The sequence below is a fragment of the Sporosarcina sp. Y352 genome, from assembly GCF_056786535.1.
Map to the genome: position 1 here is coordinate 262,214 of NZ_JBXCJE010000005.1, position 16,010 is coordinate 278,223.

Genomic DNA, 16,010 nt, shown 5'->3' on the forward strand with positions numbered 1-16,010 from the left:
ACTAAAGCGACACGAGGAGCGATACTATTGGGAAGAGTAGTGGGAACAGTTGTTAGAGGTCTTCGTTGCCCGATTGTTAATCGAGGGGACAATATAGAAGAAATCGTTGTAGATAGCGTGCTAAAAGCTTCAGAAGTTGAAGGCTTTGCCATAAATGATAAAGACATCGTCACGATAACAGAGTCTATCGTTGCACGTGCTCAAGGGAATTACGCGACGATCGATCACATCGCTAAAGATATTAGCTCGAAATTTGGTGATGATACAATTGGTGTAGTGTTTCCTATCTTAAGCCGAAATCGTTTTGCAGTCTGTCTTAGCGGTATTGCAAAAGGCGCTAAAAAAATTGTTTTAATGCTCAGCTATCCATCTGATGAAGTTGGTAATCACTTAGTAGACATAGACTTATTAGATGAAAAAGGAGTTAATCCTTGGACAGATGTCTTAACAGAAAAACAATTCCGCGATCATTTCGGATATATTAACCATGCTTTTACGGGTGTCGATTATATTGATTACTATAAATCGTTAATTGCCGAATACGGCGTGGAATGTGAAGTTATATTCTCAAATAACCCTAAAACCATTCTGTCGTATACAAAAAGTGTTCTTACGTGTGATATCCACACGAGATTCAGAACGAAAAAGATACTACAAGCCAATGGTGTAGAAAAAATTTATAGCCTGGATAACATATTATCCGAGTCCATCGACGGCAGTGGATATAATGAAAAATATGGCCTGTTAGGGTCCAATAAATCTACTGAAGACGGCGTAAAACTATTCCCACGTAATTGCCAGCCTGTCGTTGATAACATACAGAAAACACTCAAAGAAAAGACTGGTAAAAATGTAGAAGTCATGGTTTACGGCGATGGCGCATTCAAAGACCCAATCGGTATGATATGGGAACTTGCAGATCCAGTTGTATCACCCGCTTACACAGCAGGCCTGAAGGGCACGCCAAATGAAATAAAATTAAAATACCTTGCAGATAATAACTTTGCCCACTTAAGAGGAGATGACCTTAAACAAGCAATCTCTGACTTCATCGATAACAAAGACGAGGATCTTGTGGGGTCGATGGAATCACAAGGCACAACGCCTAGAAGACTGACTGACCTTATCGGCTCTCTGTCTGATTTAACATCAGGCAGCGGCGATAAAGGGACACCGATTGTCTTCATCCAAGGTTATTTCGATAACTTTACAAAATAACCTTATCTCAAAAACAAGCAATGCCATTTTTCTTTGGCATTGCTTGTTTTTTATTTCCTTTCGGGGCATTGAGCAAAGCACTGAAAATTACATTCCTCCAACGCTTTTCTATCAAGTACCGCAATAGGTTTGATAAGGTGCCGTCGTATCCGGCAATGTAGAGAATTCAGCTTGTTCATCGGAGTACTCGTAAGGGTTTGAAAGCACATTCAAAAGCTTTTCCATCACGCTATAGTCTTCTTGTTCCACTGCGGCCTTCAGTGCTGCTTCGACTCGGTGGTTCCGTGGAATTAATGCAGGATTACTGTTCTTCATCAGCTGTTTCGAATCGACTTTCGATTGTTGCTGTCCGCTTATCCTCGCCTGCCAGCGCTCAAACCATTGAGCAAAGTCCGGGGTTCCAAACAGGACTGTATCTTCCGGCTTATCTAAAGTAAATGCGCGGAAGGTATTCGTATAATCCGCCTGATGCTTTTCCATCATACTGAGTAAGTCATTAATCAGTTCTTCATCCTGCGTTTCTTCGTCAAATAGCCCCAGTTTCGCTCTCATACCTGCGAGCCAATGAGCGTGATACAACTCAGTAAAACTTGAAATCTCATCTTGGGCAAGTTCAACAGCCCTCTCCTGGTTGTCATGCAATAGTGGCAAGAGGGTTTCAGCAAATCGTGCAAGATTCCATCCAGCAATTAATGGCTGATTACTGTAAGCATAGCGACCTTGCCTATCAATGGAACTGAACACCGTAGCGGGGTCATAGATATCCATGAAAGCGCAAGGCCCATAATCGATGGTTTCTCCGCTAATGGTCATATTATCCGTGTTCATTACCCCGTGGATAAAGCCGACCAGTTGCCATTTAGCAATGAGCTCTGCTTGCCGCTTCATGACTTCCTGAAACAATGAAAGGTATCGGTCCTCATCCGCTTCAATGTCCGCGTAATGACGCTTGAGTGTATAGTCAGCCAGAATCCGTAATTCATCAATCGTTCCCCATTTTGCAACGTATTGGAAGGTACCGACACGCAGGTGACTGGCGGCCACTCGGGTCAGAACTGCACCAGGCAGCTCGGTTTCACGGATGATTGATTCAGCAGACGTCACCACCGCCAGACTACGAGTCGTAGGAATACCCAGCGCATACATGGCTTCGCTAATGATGTATTCGCGCAGCATCGGTCCAACTCCTGCCCGTCCATCGCCTCCACGTGAGTACGGCGTTCTACCTGAGCCCTTAAGCTGAACATCAACCCTTTCACCTTGAGAAAGAATTTGCTCGCCCAACAGTATAGCCCGACCGTCCCCCAACATGTTAAAATGTCCAAATTGATGCCCCGCATACGCTTGAGCAAGAGGAGATGCACCTTCGGGAATCTCATTTCCAGCAAGCACCGCTACACCCTCTTCGCTTTTCAACGCCTGAACGTTTAAACCCATTGCTTGTGCTAATGAATCATTAAGTTTGATCATCTTCGGTGCGCGTACTGGAGTTGGATTGATGCTAGTGAACAACGCATTCGGCAAACGGGCATAACTGTTATCTAAGTTCCATCCTGTTTCTATACTCATGTATAATTGCTCCTTTTTTTAAGTCTATCTTTATATCAGTATCCATCAAATCGAGGCAATTTCATAATACTGTGTCCTATTCCCTTGCTTGTTAACATATATAATACCTTTCCCTTTGCAGCGAAAACTACTCATGAAAAATAACTTCTACGATGGCCAAAACTTTTTTTGATAAAATACACGAATTAGGAAAAGATACGATTGAATGAAGAAAAAAGTAAAGGGGCGACTTAAGCATGTCGATGGAATGGTTTAACAGAGTAACCAGTGAGCTTCATGATCACTTAAATTCAATTTGCGAAAAATATGATCAAGTCGGTCATATGGCGATTGACCAAAGCGCCAAACATCCACGTATCGAATTTTTTGTCGAAACGGAGGACGGCGAAAATGAATACTTCTGTACCCTTCATTTTGACCCACATAATGCAGAGTTTTACGTGGAAACTTTTGACTTTGAATTCGAGCAGCCAACGAGAATTATTCTTACTGACATTGAGGATATAATTGACGCTGTTCATGATATCTTCCATGATTTCATGACCGATGATGATCTAGATGATCTCGACGAAGAGTTTGTTTTAGACGCAGTAGATGGCGGAGAATACTACGTGGGTGAAATTACTGATACAGAGTTTGAGGAACTGAGCGTCGAATGGGAAACACCTGAAGTCACCGCTTTCCAAATTGAAGATGAAATAGAAGTAACGCATCAATTCGGCGTAGTTAATGCTACTGGCAATGGCGTTCTCCGAAGGGTCAAGCGCTTCTGGTCAGAAGGAAACGAGCTTCACAAAGAAGAAAGCAGTTTTGTCTTTACAAAAGAAGAAGCCAGCACACTTATTGCTTTGGTTGCGAGTAATATGGATAAGATGGCTTCATATGAAAATCTGTAAAGCTTAAAGAAAATACGTAACCACAAAAACAGGCATTAGGAAATTTTCCTAATGCCTGTTTTATCGTTTGTTCAAGAAACTAGTGAATCGTACGCTCCAAAAACTGATCTACTTTCTCTTTGTAGTTGTCTTCGTCGAGCGCAAAGGATTCACCGTGGTTCGCTTCTGGGACAAGAAAAAGTTCTGCATCACTTGACGTATTCTGATACAAATCCTCTGTCATTTCTGTAGGAACGAACGTATCACCTTTCCCGTGGATATACAGAATTGGGACATCCGTTTTCTCCACTTCTTTCAACGCACTTGCCTCCCTGAATGAATAACCAGCCCTGATTTTTGTTAAAGCACTGGTGCTGTCTAACAATGGGAGAGCCGGCAGGTGAAACATTCGGTTCATTTGGTACGCGAATAATTGATAGACAGATGCATATGGACTGTCCGCTATAATGGCCTTGACTTGTCGGGGAAGCCCTTCTTCTCCACTAGCCATCAAGACCGTTGCTGCGCCCATCGATAGACCATGGTAGGCCACTTCAGTGCCAGATCCAAGCTTTTCCACCAATGTTTCTGTCCAATCGATTAAATCGAGCCGATCCGGCCAGCCGAATCCGTAGTAATCACCCTCGCTTCTTCCATGCCCTCGTGCATCAGGCATAAAAAGATTGTAGCCCAAATCTTTATGATAATACTGCCCAAATAGCCCCATTTGCTTCGCGTTACCTAAATAGCCATGTGTTAAAATAACCAATTTATCTGTTGGCTGGGATGCGGGCAAATAGTAGCCTGACAGTTCTAGTCCGTCGCGTGATGGTAACGTAAGGCGTTCAAATTTTTGAGCAGCCGTCCAGTCTATCCAATCGCCATTCAAAAAAAGGTCCATTGTCTGATCCGACACTTCTAAATCTGAATTCTTCTGCAAAAACTCTTTCGGTCCTCGCTTGACTGCTAACTCATAGAAAAAAAAGCTACCAATGAGTTGGAACAGCAAGAAGACAGTTGCAATAAGAAAAAGTAGTTTCTTCCAATTAATTCGAATTTTAATCAGTCTCCTTTTCTTTTCTGTCCCCGCGCATGCATGAGACCTATGACTATTATAGTAGAAAAACAGATAGAATTGGACGAAATCACTAAGATTACACAAATTCCCAAAGCGTTTCGAACTATAGCATTTAAAATTAAACAGCATCTCAATCTAATTCAAAAATCATATTTTTCGATCTATCTAAAAAACTGACCCCTACGCTTTACACTAAATTGATACTTTTCAATAGTCCAGATATTTGCTAAAGTTATGAATACAAAAATGATTTCACTAAGAAAGGGATGCTTTATGACTATGAGAACATCACTAACGACTACAACAAGTTATTCAAAATCACGCACTTTTGATATGGTAATAACAGCAATGTTAATTGCACTTGTATTCGTTGCAACCCTTACTTTAAATATCAGACTACCTATCGCGGCAAATGGCGGGTTGGTTCATCTTGGAACAGCCATGCTCTTTATTGTAGCAATTCTTTTTGGCCCTAAAAAAGCGGCACTCGCTGGCGCTATCGGTATGGGGTTATTTGACTTAGTGTCTGGTTGGACATTGTGGGCACCATTTACCATTGTGGCTCGTGGGTTGCAAGGATATATTGTTGGGACAATTGCTTGGTCGTTGAGCCGCAGAGGAAAAAGTATTCCTTTCAATCTACTAGCCACAATCGCTTCAATTCCCTTTATGTTGGGCGTTTATTACGTTTGTGAACGGATTCTTTTCGGCAACTGGGTGATACCACTTGCTTCAATTCCCGGAAACCTGGTTCAAAATATTGTAGGGATTATTGTAGCCATTCCAGTATGTGTTTTGCTGAAAAAAGTTTCTGTTTTTAAATAGGAACAATGCATTTATTTGCAAGACTAAGAGCGCACTCATTTTCATCACCCAGACATAAATTGCTTCTCCTTGGACACAATAGAAAGGATGAAATCTTTCTGCAAAAGGAGGTTCATGTTATGTCAGAGGAAAACAAAAACAAGAATAAGGATAAAGGGAAACAACGAAATGCCGCTAAATACGATACCAAGCCGAAAAACGATGTAGAGTTTGCAAGCGAGAGCGAATTTCTAAATTTAGATGGTAAGAAAAACAAAAGAAAACGATAAAAACAGTGCCTGTTCACCATATGTGTGACAGGCACTGTTTATTTGGTTCAACAATTTTCATATTGAATAACTAAAAAAGACGCATTTCCGTTGTATATACGGAAATGCGTCTTTTTAAACTGAGGTACCAATTTTAACTATAAACGGGCTCGTTTTCACTTAGACCAAGCGACTCCGCTGTTGAAGCATGAATTTCGCGCAGAAGCTCTGGATTTTCCATTAGGGACATGCCATAAGAAGGAATCATTTCCTTGATCTTCGGTTGCCATTCTTCAATATGTTCAGGGAAACATTTCTCCAGGATGTCAAGCATGACCTGAACGGCGGTTGACGCACCCGGGGAAGCGCCGAGCAATGCAGCAATCGATCCATCTGCCGCACTCACCAGTTCCGTACCAAATTGAAGCGTACCTTTGCCGCCCTTTTCCGTATCCTTTATCACTTGTACACGTTGGCCAGCTACTACTAAATCCCAATCCTCACTTTTTGCGTTCGGGACAAACTCTCGCAAAGCTTCCATGCGCTTTTCTTTCGATAACATCACTTGCTCAATCAAGTATTTCGTCAAAGACATCTCTTTTACGCCAGCCGATAACATCGTTAGGACATTATTCGGTTTTACGGAAGTTAATAAATCCATCATGGATCCGGTTTTTAAAAACTTCGGAGAGAAGCCCGCGAACGGTCCAAACAGCAACGATTTTTTATCGTCGATGAATCGTGTGTCAAGATGCGGAACAGACATTGGTGGTGCACCCGCCGGAGCTTTCCCGTATACTTTCGCATGATGCTGTGCCAAAACTTCTGGATTTTTACAAACCATAAACATGCCGCTTACTGGGAAGCCCCCAATCCCTTTTCCTTCAGGAATTCCGGATTTTTGTAGTAAATGCAGGCTGCCTCCGCCGCCGCCAATAAAGACGAATTTGGCAGTATGGCGTTCCACTTTTCCATTATCAACGTTTCGTACTTTCAATTCCCATGAACCATCGCTCAACTGATTAAGATCCTCTACGCTTTGTCTGTAGCGCATGTCGACGTTTTGACTCGTTAAGTGGTCAAACATGCTATTGGTTAACGCACCAAAATTGACATCCGTTCCAGCGTCAATTTTCGAAACCGCAATCGGCTCATTGGTTGTCCGGTCTTTCATAATAAGCGGAAGCCATTCCATTAGTTTCTTAGGATCATCCGAAAATTCCATCTCTTGAAATAATGGATTGTTTGACATCGCTTCAAAACGTTTCTTTAGAAACTTTACATTTTTCTCACCGTGTACGAAACTCATATGAGGCAACGGCATGATAAAGTCCTCTGGATTACTGATTCGTTTTTTCTCAACCAAATACGACCAAAATTGTTTGGAGATTTGAAACTCTTCATTAATTTTTATCGCTTTACTAATATCAATAGATCCGTCGGGCTTTTCGCTTGTGTAGTTCAGCTCGCACAGTGCAGCATGGCCCGTCCCCGCATTATTCCATTCGTTCGAGCTTTCCTCCCCGGCGTTTGAAAGTTTCTCAAAGACGGTGATTTTCCAGTCCGGTACCAACTCTTTCAAGAGTGATCCTAACGTCGCACTCATAATGCCAGCACCAATTAAGATAACGTCTGTTTTCGTTTCTTGGCTACTCATTTTATCCATCCTTATTTTGAATTTGCAAAAAAGAGCGTGGACAATCCCGTCACACACCTTTTTTGTATCTATTAATCTGTATCACACTCTATATTAATTATGCATCGATGATTAAACATACTATTCCTTCCTAATTATAGACTAGTTTCGACAGATAAAAAAGGGAGAAGTTTTCCTAAAAGAAATTAAATACAGAAAAAGCGACATATTTCATCATTTCCTGCGAAGGTAAGTTGAGCGAATTGGCTGAAATGTGCCTACGCTGACGCTTACTAGCCATGAGTAGGATTTCATGAAATAGATAATAGCCGAGCTTGCTCTCGAATTCAATGAGAGAAGGTCCGCTTTTATTATTGAGCAATCGCAACAGTTAGTTCAAATGAGGCGAAACTCCAATCGTCCAAGTATAATGAACAAAGTTTATCTTCTGTCCATTCATTTCGAATTCTTCACCCTCAGTAGCGATCCTCTCGAACCCATTGGTGTTTAGAACTTTTTGAGACGCTATATTGTTAGTTGTTGTTTTCGCTTTAACTCGCTTTATTTCTTTGTCATCTACTATTTCTAATAATAACTTCAATGCTCTAGTGGCAATACTTTTTCCAGTATGCGCTTGCCCCACCCTATAACCGAGATGACCGATTTTTTGAGATTTATCAATATCTACTAAATTTATTCTTCCTAGTATAGAACTATCGTTATCGTTATCTTTAATTAAATAGAAATACGAACCTCCTTGAACTTGTTCTTCAAGTAAAGCTTCGTGTCTTTTTTTAAAAATCTCAATGTTATAGTAGTCATCTCCACGAGAAGGTACCATTTCTTCGAAAAATGTTCTATTTTCAAGTTCAAACTTATATAAACCTTCGGCATCTGTAACTTTTAATTTTTCAATATATACATCCATGTATAATACCCTCCATACAAATCCCCATTCTGACATTGCTGACAGTTACAGATTTTCTTAAAACAATCCTACCAATGAGCAATACAATTCGTTAAACATTGACTTCATGATGATTTTTTCTAATGAAAAATTCATGTTCTTCATCTACACCCATTACTAATGGTTTATCAAGTGTTATTGTCATTGGGAAAATCACTGATTTCTTTTCCGAGAACAGCCATCTTCTACCTATACTAGTTAGAAGAAGAAAAACACCATTATTATATTCTTGCATGAAATTTAAAAGATTATTTGTAATAGGGTCACTATCTCTTTCAAAAATATTAACTTTTTTCAATTCCTCTCCAACCTTTGGTGCATCTTTTACAATTAAACCAATTTCACTGATATTCAAAATATTATTTACTGAAAATGGCGTTTCGCTATTTGGATTCACAGTATGCCGAGCAATAAGTTCAACTATATTTCCTGCTGGATCTTCAAAATAGCAAGCGGATGCAGACCAAAATACAAAATCTATCTCGTCTTCTCCCTCTTCTAATAAAAGCGTAGTTTTTCCTTTCAACCATTCCTTTGCTTCCTGAAATTGATTGGCGGGTATATTAAATGCAAAATGATAATAGGGGTCGCCTGCTACTTTTTCATTAGTAAATTCTAAAATACTTGTTCCTACTTGAATTTGAAATCCATTTGGATTCTCCCCACAAATTGAAAAACCCAAATGTTGCGTATAAAATTCTTTCATCATTTCTATTTTATTTGTTTGTAAAGTCAGTAATTTTATCTCCATAAAAAATTCCCCCTTATGAATATCTACCTTTAATTACTGCAGAGTAAGCGTAAAATAGCGACCACTTTTTTTACGCTTATTTATCTATTGAAATAGTAGGGAAACCATTATTCAGGTTTCCCTACTATTATTTTTCAGATTCTATTTTAGGAGCCTTTATTATTGGTTGCTCGGCTGTTGTAGAATTTTCTTCTTTAGCCCTTTTTGCTTTCAGTTTAAAATATTCGTCTACAGCTTGCTGGACAATCTTATTTTGAGCGCCACTCGTGTGATCTCCTGGCCTTGTAGTAATGTTCGGGATAAGGACTGCATAAGCAATTTCCGGATTTTCGTAAGGTGCAAAACCGACATGCGATAAGTTGATTGTCGCCTTTCCAGAGCTAAATGCCTGCGCCGTCCCCGTCTTCCCAGCTCCATCATAGGCTTTTCCTTCAAATATTTTAGAAGCCGTCCCTTTAGGTGCATAATACACGTAATGCATACCACGCTTCATTTGATCAATTTCTGCATCCGTATTCTGAATCTTATTTAAGATATTAACCTCTGTTTCTTGAATGAGCGGACCTAGAATTTCACCATCCTCAGATGGTTCGCGCATTTCTTTTAACACTTTCGGAGCAATACGATAACCGCCATTTGCAATTGTTGAGACGAATTGAGCCAGTTGAAGTGTTGTATAAGTGTCGAACTGTCCAATGGTTAAATCCATTAAAATACCTAATTCATTACTATCACCAATCAGGCCGCCTGACTCGCCCGGTAAGTCAATGCCGGTTTTTGTTCCAAGTCCGAAAGACGCAAAAGATTGTCGGAATGTATCATATGCATTTCTTCTATTACTTCCCGAGTCCTTAGAACTATTTCGGGAATTCACCATGGACAATGCAGTACGGAACATATAAACGTTCGAAGACCTGCCGATTGCTTCAATATCATTTACATAAACTCTACCGTTTTGATTAAACAGTGATCTTTTTGTAATACCACCACCGATATTAATTGGTTCATCTATCTTCGTTTCACCGATACGTACCAAATTTTCCTGATACCCCGTAAGAATCGTTGCCATCTTAACTGTTGATCCCGCTTCGTGAAGTGCAGTGAACGTCCCAAATGCGTAGTCCCATATTTCGAGCTTTCCTGTTTCTGGATTCGTAACAACCTGCTTACCTACAAGAGAAAGAACTTCACCATTATTCGGATTCATCATGACTAGGAAAGCCCTGTTCAATTCTCCGGTATTTGGGCCTCTTTTCAATTCCAACAATTTATCCGAAACAATTTTTTCAAGTGTCTGTTGCAGTTCGCTATCAATCGTCAGAATAAGATCCTTGCCTGGTTCGCCTTCTCTGATTGTTTTCGTTTCGACGATACGCCCGCTACGATCTTTAATATTCTTAACAATTGTTTTTTGTCCCTTTAACAAGTCTTCATAATACTGCTCAATATAACTTTTTCCAACACGGTCATTTCTTGAATAGTCCCGTGCCAATAAATAATTCTCTCGAGATTTAGGAATACCTTCAATGGGACTCGTAGTTGTCCCTAGAATCGTATTGTCTGATCTCCTCATACGTTCCCAATCTGTCGTTGTATCTACGCCTGGCAACTCTCCTAGACGTTCAGATACAGTTGCGAATTCCTCGTCCGTCACATTTCCACTTTTCACTATTTGTGGGGAGTACGCATAGCCCGACATCATTTCTCTGTAAATCGCAAGTACTTCTAGCTCCTCTTCCGTGAATGAATCAATTTCCTCTTCCGTAATACGTTCACGTGTTAGCCTATTAATCTCACGCTGCAATTCGATCCTTGAAAGCGTACTTTCCTTTTCAAGTTTCTCTAATTCCTTTATAGAAACCTTTTTCGACGCTGCCTCAGAATTCTTTAAAATCCAGAAGTCTCTCCTATCCCCAGTAGTAATCCTTTTCGTCTCTTGGTCAATCAAGACCGCAAGTTTCTCAGCGACTTTTAGCATATCTGCTGAACTCGTAGACGTCATTTTCGTATATGTAATGGCATTTTTAGGATCGTTATCAACCAGAATATGCCCCATGCGGTCAAAAATTCTTCCCCTTGGCACGCTTGTGTTGACAGGTATTTCTTCTGTTTTTTCCAACTCACGTGAATATTCCTCACCTTTGACGATTTGTAAATAACCAAGGCGGAAAATGAGCAATGAAAATAGGATAAAAATCGAAAAGAACAGGAAGTTCATCCGGAATGGGATATGTTTTCGTTGGCTTATTTTAGCCTGATTCGCCTTGCGCGTCTGATTATTCATAATACTCCCCTCATTCTCCATTACTTATTTCGAATTATATCATGCATTATATAAAACTAGCATATATTTACGTTTGAGGGAATTTTTTACTCCAATACTCAATGAGAATCGGCCGCCCTGTAAAGGCTGTCGATTCTTAAATTAATGCTCATGTTATTTCAAGAAGAAGTAAGTTTAGTCTTATTATTAAGGAATCTAAGCAATACCATAGCTAACGCTAATATTCCTATTAGTAGAAAACCAACGAAAAAAATTTTCAACCCAGCAGTAGGAGATTTTGATACGAAACCACTTAATACCAAAAACAAAGCGCCAATACCAGATAAGAAGTACGAAAATATCCTACCCTTACGTTTGAGTAGTATATATCCTATAAGGATTATGAGGTACGTTGCACTTAGTAACATAAGTAAAGGAAAAGTAGGTGCAAATTTTGCAGCATATACAAAATGGTCAATCGGTAAAACTTCAGTTAGGTTTTCTACTTGTCCATTTACCATTTGAGAAAAGATTGCAGTATGTTCCCATTCCCACGGTTTCTCCAATATCGTACTGCCTTCATACCAGGCAGCCCCAGTAGAAAGCATTAATAGTATTGAAGCCAAACCAAATTGGATAATAATTTTAATAGACACTTTCGACACCTCAAATATATTTTAAAATTTAATATTTTTACAATTGAAGAAGCAGGCCGTCACCAATGCACTTTAAAAATCCTATTCTACTGTAAAATAAAACACGCTTAGGAAAATTTCCAAAGCGTGTTTTATTTCACATCATCCTCTGACTGATATTGGTCCGAGACAATAAAATCGTCTTCTAGTAGCACGTAAGGGTGTGTTTCCATCAAAATTGTTTTGAGGTAGTCAGGCATTTTATTTGATTCGTACGCACAAATTAATGGAAACGCCAGCAGGTTAACAGCTTCGTCTACTATTTTCTCTAAGTCTTCTATAAGATGTAGTGGCTCTTCCATAGTGGCCCACTCGACATGTGCCCATGCGCGGAAAGAAATTTCATTTTCCAAATAGGGCTGGATTGTATTACTAAAGTACTCAGCGATTGAAGGAGGATGATAGCTGCCACTAGACCAATAGAATTCCAGGCTATTTACATAGTGTATGAACTTCATTTGATCTTTTGTTAAACGAGTGCTCAGTTCTTTTTGAATAATAGGGTATATTCGAGAATTCTCAATGAGAATCACGTAATCTCCTGCTGCAATGCCATCTTGTACATAATTCAAAACCTGTATAATATAATTTTCAATTCCATTGTACTTATATAAAACATGAAGATGAACATCTTTTGGGTTCTCAAACAACTGATTCATTTTGCTTTTCATTTCTATTTTTGCAATATCATTTGAAATTTCAATCACATTTATCCCTCCTTTATTTATTTTATAAATATACTTTGATAATTCTATCTTAAACTAAATCCCACTATTTGCAAGATAACATATGCATTATTATTTAAATAATCCAACAATTCAAACCGTTATCAGCGAAAGCAACTAACATGATTCTGATATCTCCCGTATTCCCTCTTTCTTTCCTCTATCGTAAAAGACAATGAAAATAACACGTCTCATTCAATAACTGAATGGAACGTGTTTTGTTAGCTAGTTACAAGTATCTATGACTATAAACGTTGTATTTCTAACACCAAAAGCTTAACCCTCGGGAATTAGCAATCGCTCCTAAACAACCTAACCGTTATAAACACTTTCACATGTTCCAGCTAGTGGTTCATAAAAACAATGTTGTTTAAACTGACCAGTAAAAGGTTGATCATACCATGTTGGAGGACATGGACCAGACGGATTAAAATACCAAAGGGCATATTTCGCTGGATGGTCTCTCCAGTAAAGCAAAGTCTGTTTTGCTAATCTCTTTTCATTAGGTCTCGCTCGTTCATAAAACAAATTCCCTTTTTGAACAGCTTCAAAAGAATAGTTTCCTCCTTGTATTTGAAAAATGACGTCTTCAATTGATCTTAAATCTATAAAGTCTGGACATTCTGCCACAAGACGATTAACGATTACATTTCCAACATATAACATTCCTTGATTACCTTCAGCCTCGGCTTCTGCTCTCATCATCCTTGCTATTAAGTCAATGTCTGAATCGCGGTATTTTACTCTCGCCATTTTTTCACCCCAAGGTATAGTATGAATAAAAGTATACAATGATGTCATTATTACAACTTTATTCAACTGACGCTTGAACATAAGAAGCGTTTGCTCTTATTGAGCAATTGCACCTGTTACTTTAAGTACAATACTTCACAAATGTCATGGGATAAATCCGTGAAACTATTTTACTAATCTCTATTTAAGCTAGCTAATATCTAAAAATCTGATCGATTGTTGAACACAGATTAAACATCCTTCCCCAACTTGCCTGCATCGTTAATTGATGAACACAGTTTCATTAAATGAAATCCCAAGATATCTATACCTCAAATGAACCTTATTTATAGCTTCATGATGAATAACACTAATCCCATAAATCTCATCCTTTTTAGAAGCTGTGCCAGCATCTAATTTTTTTAAGTTTGAAGATGGAGATGTGCCCACTTTAATAGATACATCCTCTAAACTTTTGAATCCATACTCTTTTGATTCCTCATTATTATAATCATCCGATATGATGAAACCTTGTAAAGCGTTAGTAACCTGTACTTTTGTTTTTAATGGTGCTTCATTGTTGTTCACTGAAGTGTCTAATACTTTAATTTCACGAAAACCTTTATTACCAATTCCAACAACGACTGATTTACGATCTCCAGACGAAGCAATAGTACCAATTTCTAAAGGCGGATTAAATTTCACAATAGAATAGAAAACGGCTATAGCTACTCCTAAGATTAGAACAGAAATCCAAAGTTTCTTCTTCACTTTCCCCCTCCTTACAATCGTTTTTCTTCAAATAAACCTGCCTGTTAGTAAAAGTGGGTTTCTACTTATTAGAAACGCTACCATCAGCTTAAAAAATGTAATGATTCATTTGTCTAATTGTTTTTCTCTCTTCCACTTAGAATACGTATAGACTAATTGAAAAAGCAAAGCAACTATTAATACAGAGGTTGATATTATTTTATATAGAACGGGTAATTCCGAATAAGTGAACAGTATTATAATTACCACGACACTGAATGGTACCAGCCATAAAGTCCTCATGAACTTTTTTCTAAAATTCAGCTTCCAGTAAATAATTCCGCCATTACGTCCATTCTTCAATGTAAACACCCCCATATTTCGTATGTGACCTGCCCGTTGGCTTAACAAGGTATTTTGTGTTTTAACAGTCCTTTTTATAAAATATAAGAGTTGCGTTATCGTTTAATTTCTTGCTGACTCCTGTTTTGCTATAACCCATTTTTTCGTATAAATAACAATTTTGTTCTTCCTCTAGTATTGTAGCTAATTCCCAAGTAGTTGCTTGGGGGAACATATCTTCAATTAAATTTAAAACCTTTTGAGCTATCCCTTTTCCTTGATGAGTAGGCAAAATAAACATAGGACTAATCCAAAATTGAACGTCTTCTCTCCAAAAAACACAGATAGCTCCCACAAGGGTATCGTCTGCAAATATCTTATAGAAACCACTATTATATTGATTTATTCTCGATAGTACTCTTTCGATAGTTTCATTCGCTGGGTTTGTTTCGTAATCCTCATATTTATGTAACAAAGGCATAAAGGCTTTTACCTGAATATCAAAAATAGCTTGTGCATCGTTTTCAGTTGCCTTTTCCAATATAAGTCCCATTATTTAACCTCCTTTATATTTGAATTCTGTATTATTCAACAAGAATTTGCTTACTTGTTAGTGAAAAAGCGTCTCCACTTATTGTAGAAACGCATCCCTAAGTTGAGTAATCCCACTCATCTATGTTATTGAAATTCTTTACTCCACTCATCATCTTCCAATATCACACCATTTTCAGCGACGTAACCGATAATAACAGTACCCTGTTGCAGTTTGTCTTCGCTTTCCAGAAAAGATATGAACTCATTAAAGAGTTTTTCATCCTCGTTACTCTTTTTTCGGGGGATATTAATACGAATCGTAGGTGCAACGTTAAAATCTTTATAACTCCCCGGATTAGCAGAATCAATACCCAATTCATCTCCTACTTCGTCATCATAATAGACGTGAAAATCAGTGATTTCTCCGAATTTTTCTTTAATGTAAGGACCTATTTCATGTTCTAAATCATCTGCCCATTTATCAGCGGCGTAAGTGTCCACTATTTCTTCCTTAGCTTCGCTATAGTAAACAAAAAATGTTACATTATTTCTCTTATCCCGCACCTTGGCACCGTATTCAAAATTAAAGTTACCCATATTATCATACAAAATGTCATATATCTCGAAGTTATTATTAAATTTATCTTCTAAATATTCCTCTGCTTGAATTTTCACCTTTTCTTCTTTATCTTTATCTGGCTTCATACTCTGAAGAAAAGAAATTACAAGTATTGCTATTCCTAATAGAATCACTCCGAAAACAATAAGGGTTACTTTTAAAAATTTGTTCACAAAGTCACCT

General features: G+C 38.5%; 16 protein-coding genes. 4 read left to right on the plus strand and 12 right to left on the minus strand.

All coding sequences use genetic code 11. The annotated features are described in order from the left end of the window. The first annotated feature begins 27 nt into the window (after positions 1-27). Positions 28-1,218, plus strand: a complete 1,191-nt coding sequence (locus AC1TO6_RS11140) for a coenzyme F420-0:L-glutamate ligase (protein ID WP_482101666.1) — start codon at positions 28-30, stop codon at positions 1,216-1,218. A 111-nt stretch (positions 1,219-1,329) separates the two neighbouring features. Here AC1TO6_RS11140 and AC1TO6_RS11145 read toward each other — a convergent pair whose 3' ends face one another. Then, positions 1,330-2,787, minus strand: a complete 1,458-nt coding sequence (locus AC1TO6_RS11145; protein ID WP_482101667.1) for a protein adenylyltransferase SelO — start codon at positions 2,785-2,787, stop codon at positions 1,330-1,332. 236 nt (positions 2,788-3,023) lie between these two features. Between AC1TO6_RS11145 and AC1TO6_RS11150 the strand changes: the two genes are divergently transcribed. Then, positions 3,024-3,683: a hypothetical protein gene (locus tag AC1TO6_RS11150; RefSeq protein ID WP_482101668.1), complete on the plus strand. Its 660-nt coding sequence runs from the start codon at positions 3,024-3,026 to the stop codon at positions 3,681-3,683. 79 nt (positions 3,684-3,762) lie between these two features. Here AC1TO6_RS11150 and AC1TO6_RS11155 read toward each other — a convergent pair whose 3' ends face one another. Beyond that, entirely contained in the window at positions 3,763-4,602 is an 840-nt protein-coding gene (locus AC1TO6_RS11155) for an alpha/beta hydrolase (protein ID WP_482101669.1), read from the minus strand. A gap of 417 nt (positions 4,603-5,019) precedes the next feature. Between AC1TO6_RS11155 and AC1TO6_RS11160 the strand changes: the two genes are divergently transcribed. After that, positions 5,020-5,565 carry an ECF transporter S component gene (locus AC1TO6_RS11160; protein ID WP_482101670.1) on the plus strand — a complete coding sequence of 182 codons (546 nt, stop codon included), beginning with the start codon at positions 5,020-5,022 and terminating at the stop codon, positions 5,563-5,565. 119 nt (positions 5,566-5,684) lie between these two features. Further along, positions 5,685-5,834, plus strand: a complete 150-nt coding sequence (locus AC1TO6_RS11165) for a hypothetical protein (RefSeq protein ID WP_482101671.1) — start codon at positions 5,685-5,687, stop codon at positions 5,832-5,834. A gap of 133 nt (positions 5,835-5,967) precedes the next feature. Here the strand turns inward: AC1TO6_RS11165 and AC1TO6_RS11170 are convergent, their stop codons facing one another. The 10 genes from AC1TO6_RS11170 to AC1TO6_RS11215 form a co-directional block, all read right to left on the minus strand. Then, positions 5,968-7,527 (minus strand): malate:quinone oxidoreductase, encoded by a 1,560-nt coding sequence (locus tag AC1TO6_RS11170; protein ID WP_482101672.1) that lies wholly within the window; start codon positions 7,525-7,527, stop codon positions 5,968-5,970. Positions 7,528-7,840: 313 nt separating this feature from the next. Then, positions 7,841-8,377, minus strand: a complete 537-nt coding sequence (locus tag AC1TO6_RS11175; RefSeq protein WP_482101673.1) for a GNAT family N-acetyltransferase — start codon at positions 8,375-8,377, stop codon at positions 7,841-7,843. Between the two features lie 91 nt (positions 8,378-8,468). Beyond that, positions 8,469-9,167 carry a VOC family protein gene (locus AC1TO6_RS11180; protein WP_482101674.1) on the minus strand — a complete coding sequence of 233 codons (699 nt, stop codon included), beginning with the start codon at positions 9,165-9,167 and terminating at the stop codon, positions 8,469-8,471. A gap of 127 nt (positions 9,168-9,294) precedes the next feature. Next, positions 9,295-11,451, minus strand: coding sequence for a peptidoglycan D,D-transpeptidase FtsI family protein (locus AC1TO6_RS11185; RefSeq protein ID WP_482101675.1), 2,157 nt, complete (start codon positions 11,449-11,451; stop codon positions 9,295-9,297). A gap of 158 nt (positions 11,452-11,609) precedes the next feature. Continuing rightward, positions 11,610-12,086 carry a DUF4306 domain-containing protein gene (locus tag AC1TO6_RS11190; RefSeq protein WP_482101676.1) on the minus strand — a complete coding sequence of 159 codons (477 nt, stop codon included), beginning with the start codon at positions 12,084-12,086 and terminating at the stop codon, positions 11,610-11,612. Positions 12,087-12,217: 131 nt separating this feature from the next. Beyond that, positions 12,218-12,832 (minus strand): MEDS domain-containing protein, encoded by a 615-nt coding sequence (locus tag AC1TO6_RS11195; protein ID WP_482101677.1) that lies wholly within the window; start codon positions 12,830-12,832, stop codon positions 12,218-12,220. A gap of 330 nt (positions 12,833-13,162) precedes the next feature. Continuing rightward, positions 13,163-13,603 carry a cell wall hydrolase gene (locus AC1TO6_RS11200; protein ID WP_482101678.1) on the minus strand — a complete coding sequence of 147 codons (441 nt, stop codon included), beginning with the start codon at positions 13,601-13,603 and terminating at the stop codon, positions 13,163-13,165. Positions 13,604-13,864: 261 nt separating this feature from the next. Beyond that, complete coding sequence (locus tag AC1TO6_RS11205) at positions 13,865-14,353, minus strand: hypothetical protein (protein WP_482101679.1); 489 nt, start codon at positions 14,351-14,353, stop codon at positions 13,865-13,867. Positions 14,354-14,756: 403 nt separating this feature from the next. Further along, a complete protein-coding gene (locus AC1TO6_RS11210) occupies positions 14,757-15,227 on the minus strand; it encodes a GNAT family N-acetyltransferase (RefSeq protein WP_482101680.1) in 471 nt (156 codons plus the stop codon). 125 nt (positions 15,228-15,352) lie between these two features. After that, positions 15,353-16,000 (minus strand): hypothetical protein, encoded by a 648-nt coding sequence (locus AC1TO6_RS11215; protein WP_482101681.1) that lies wholly within the window; start codon positions 15,998-16,000, stop codon positions 15,353-15,355. Between the last annotated feature and the right edge of the window lie 10 nt (positions 16,001-16,010).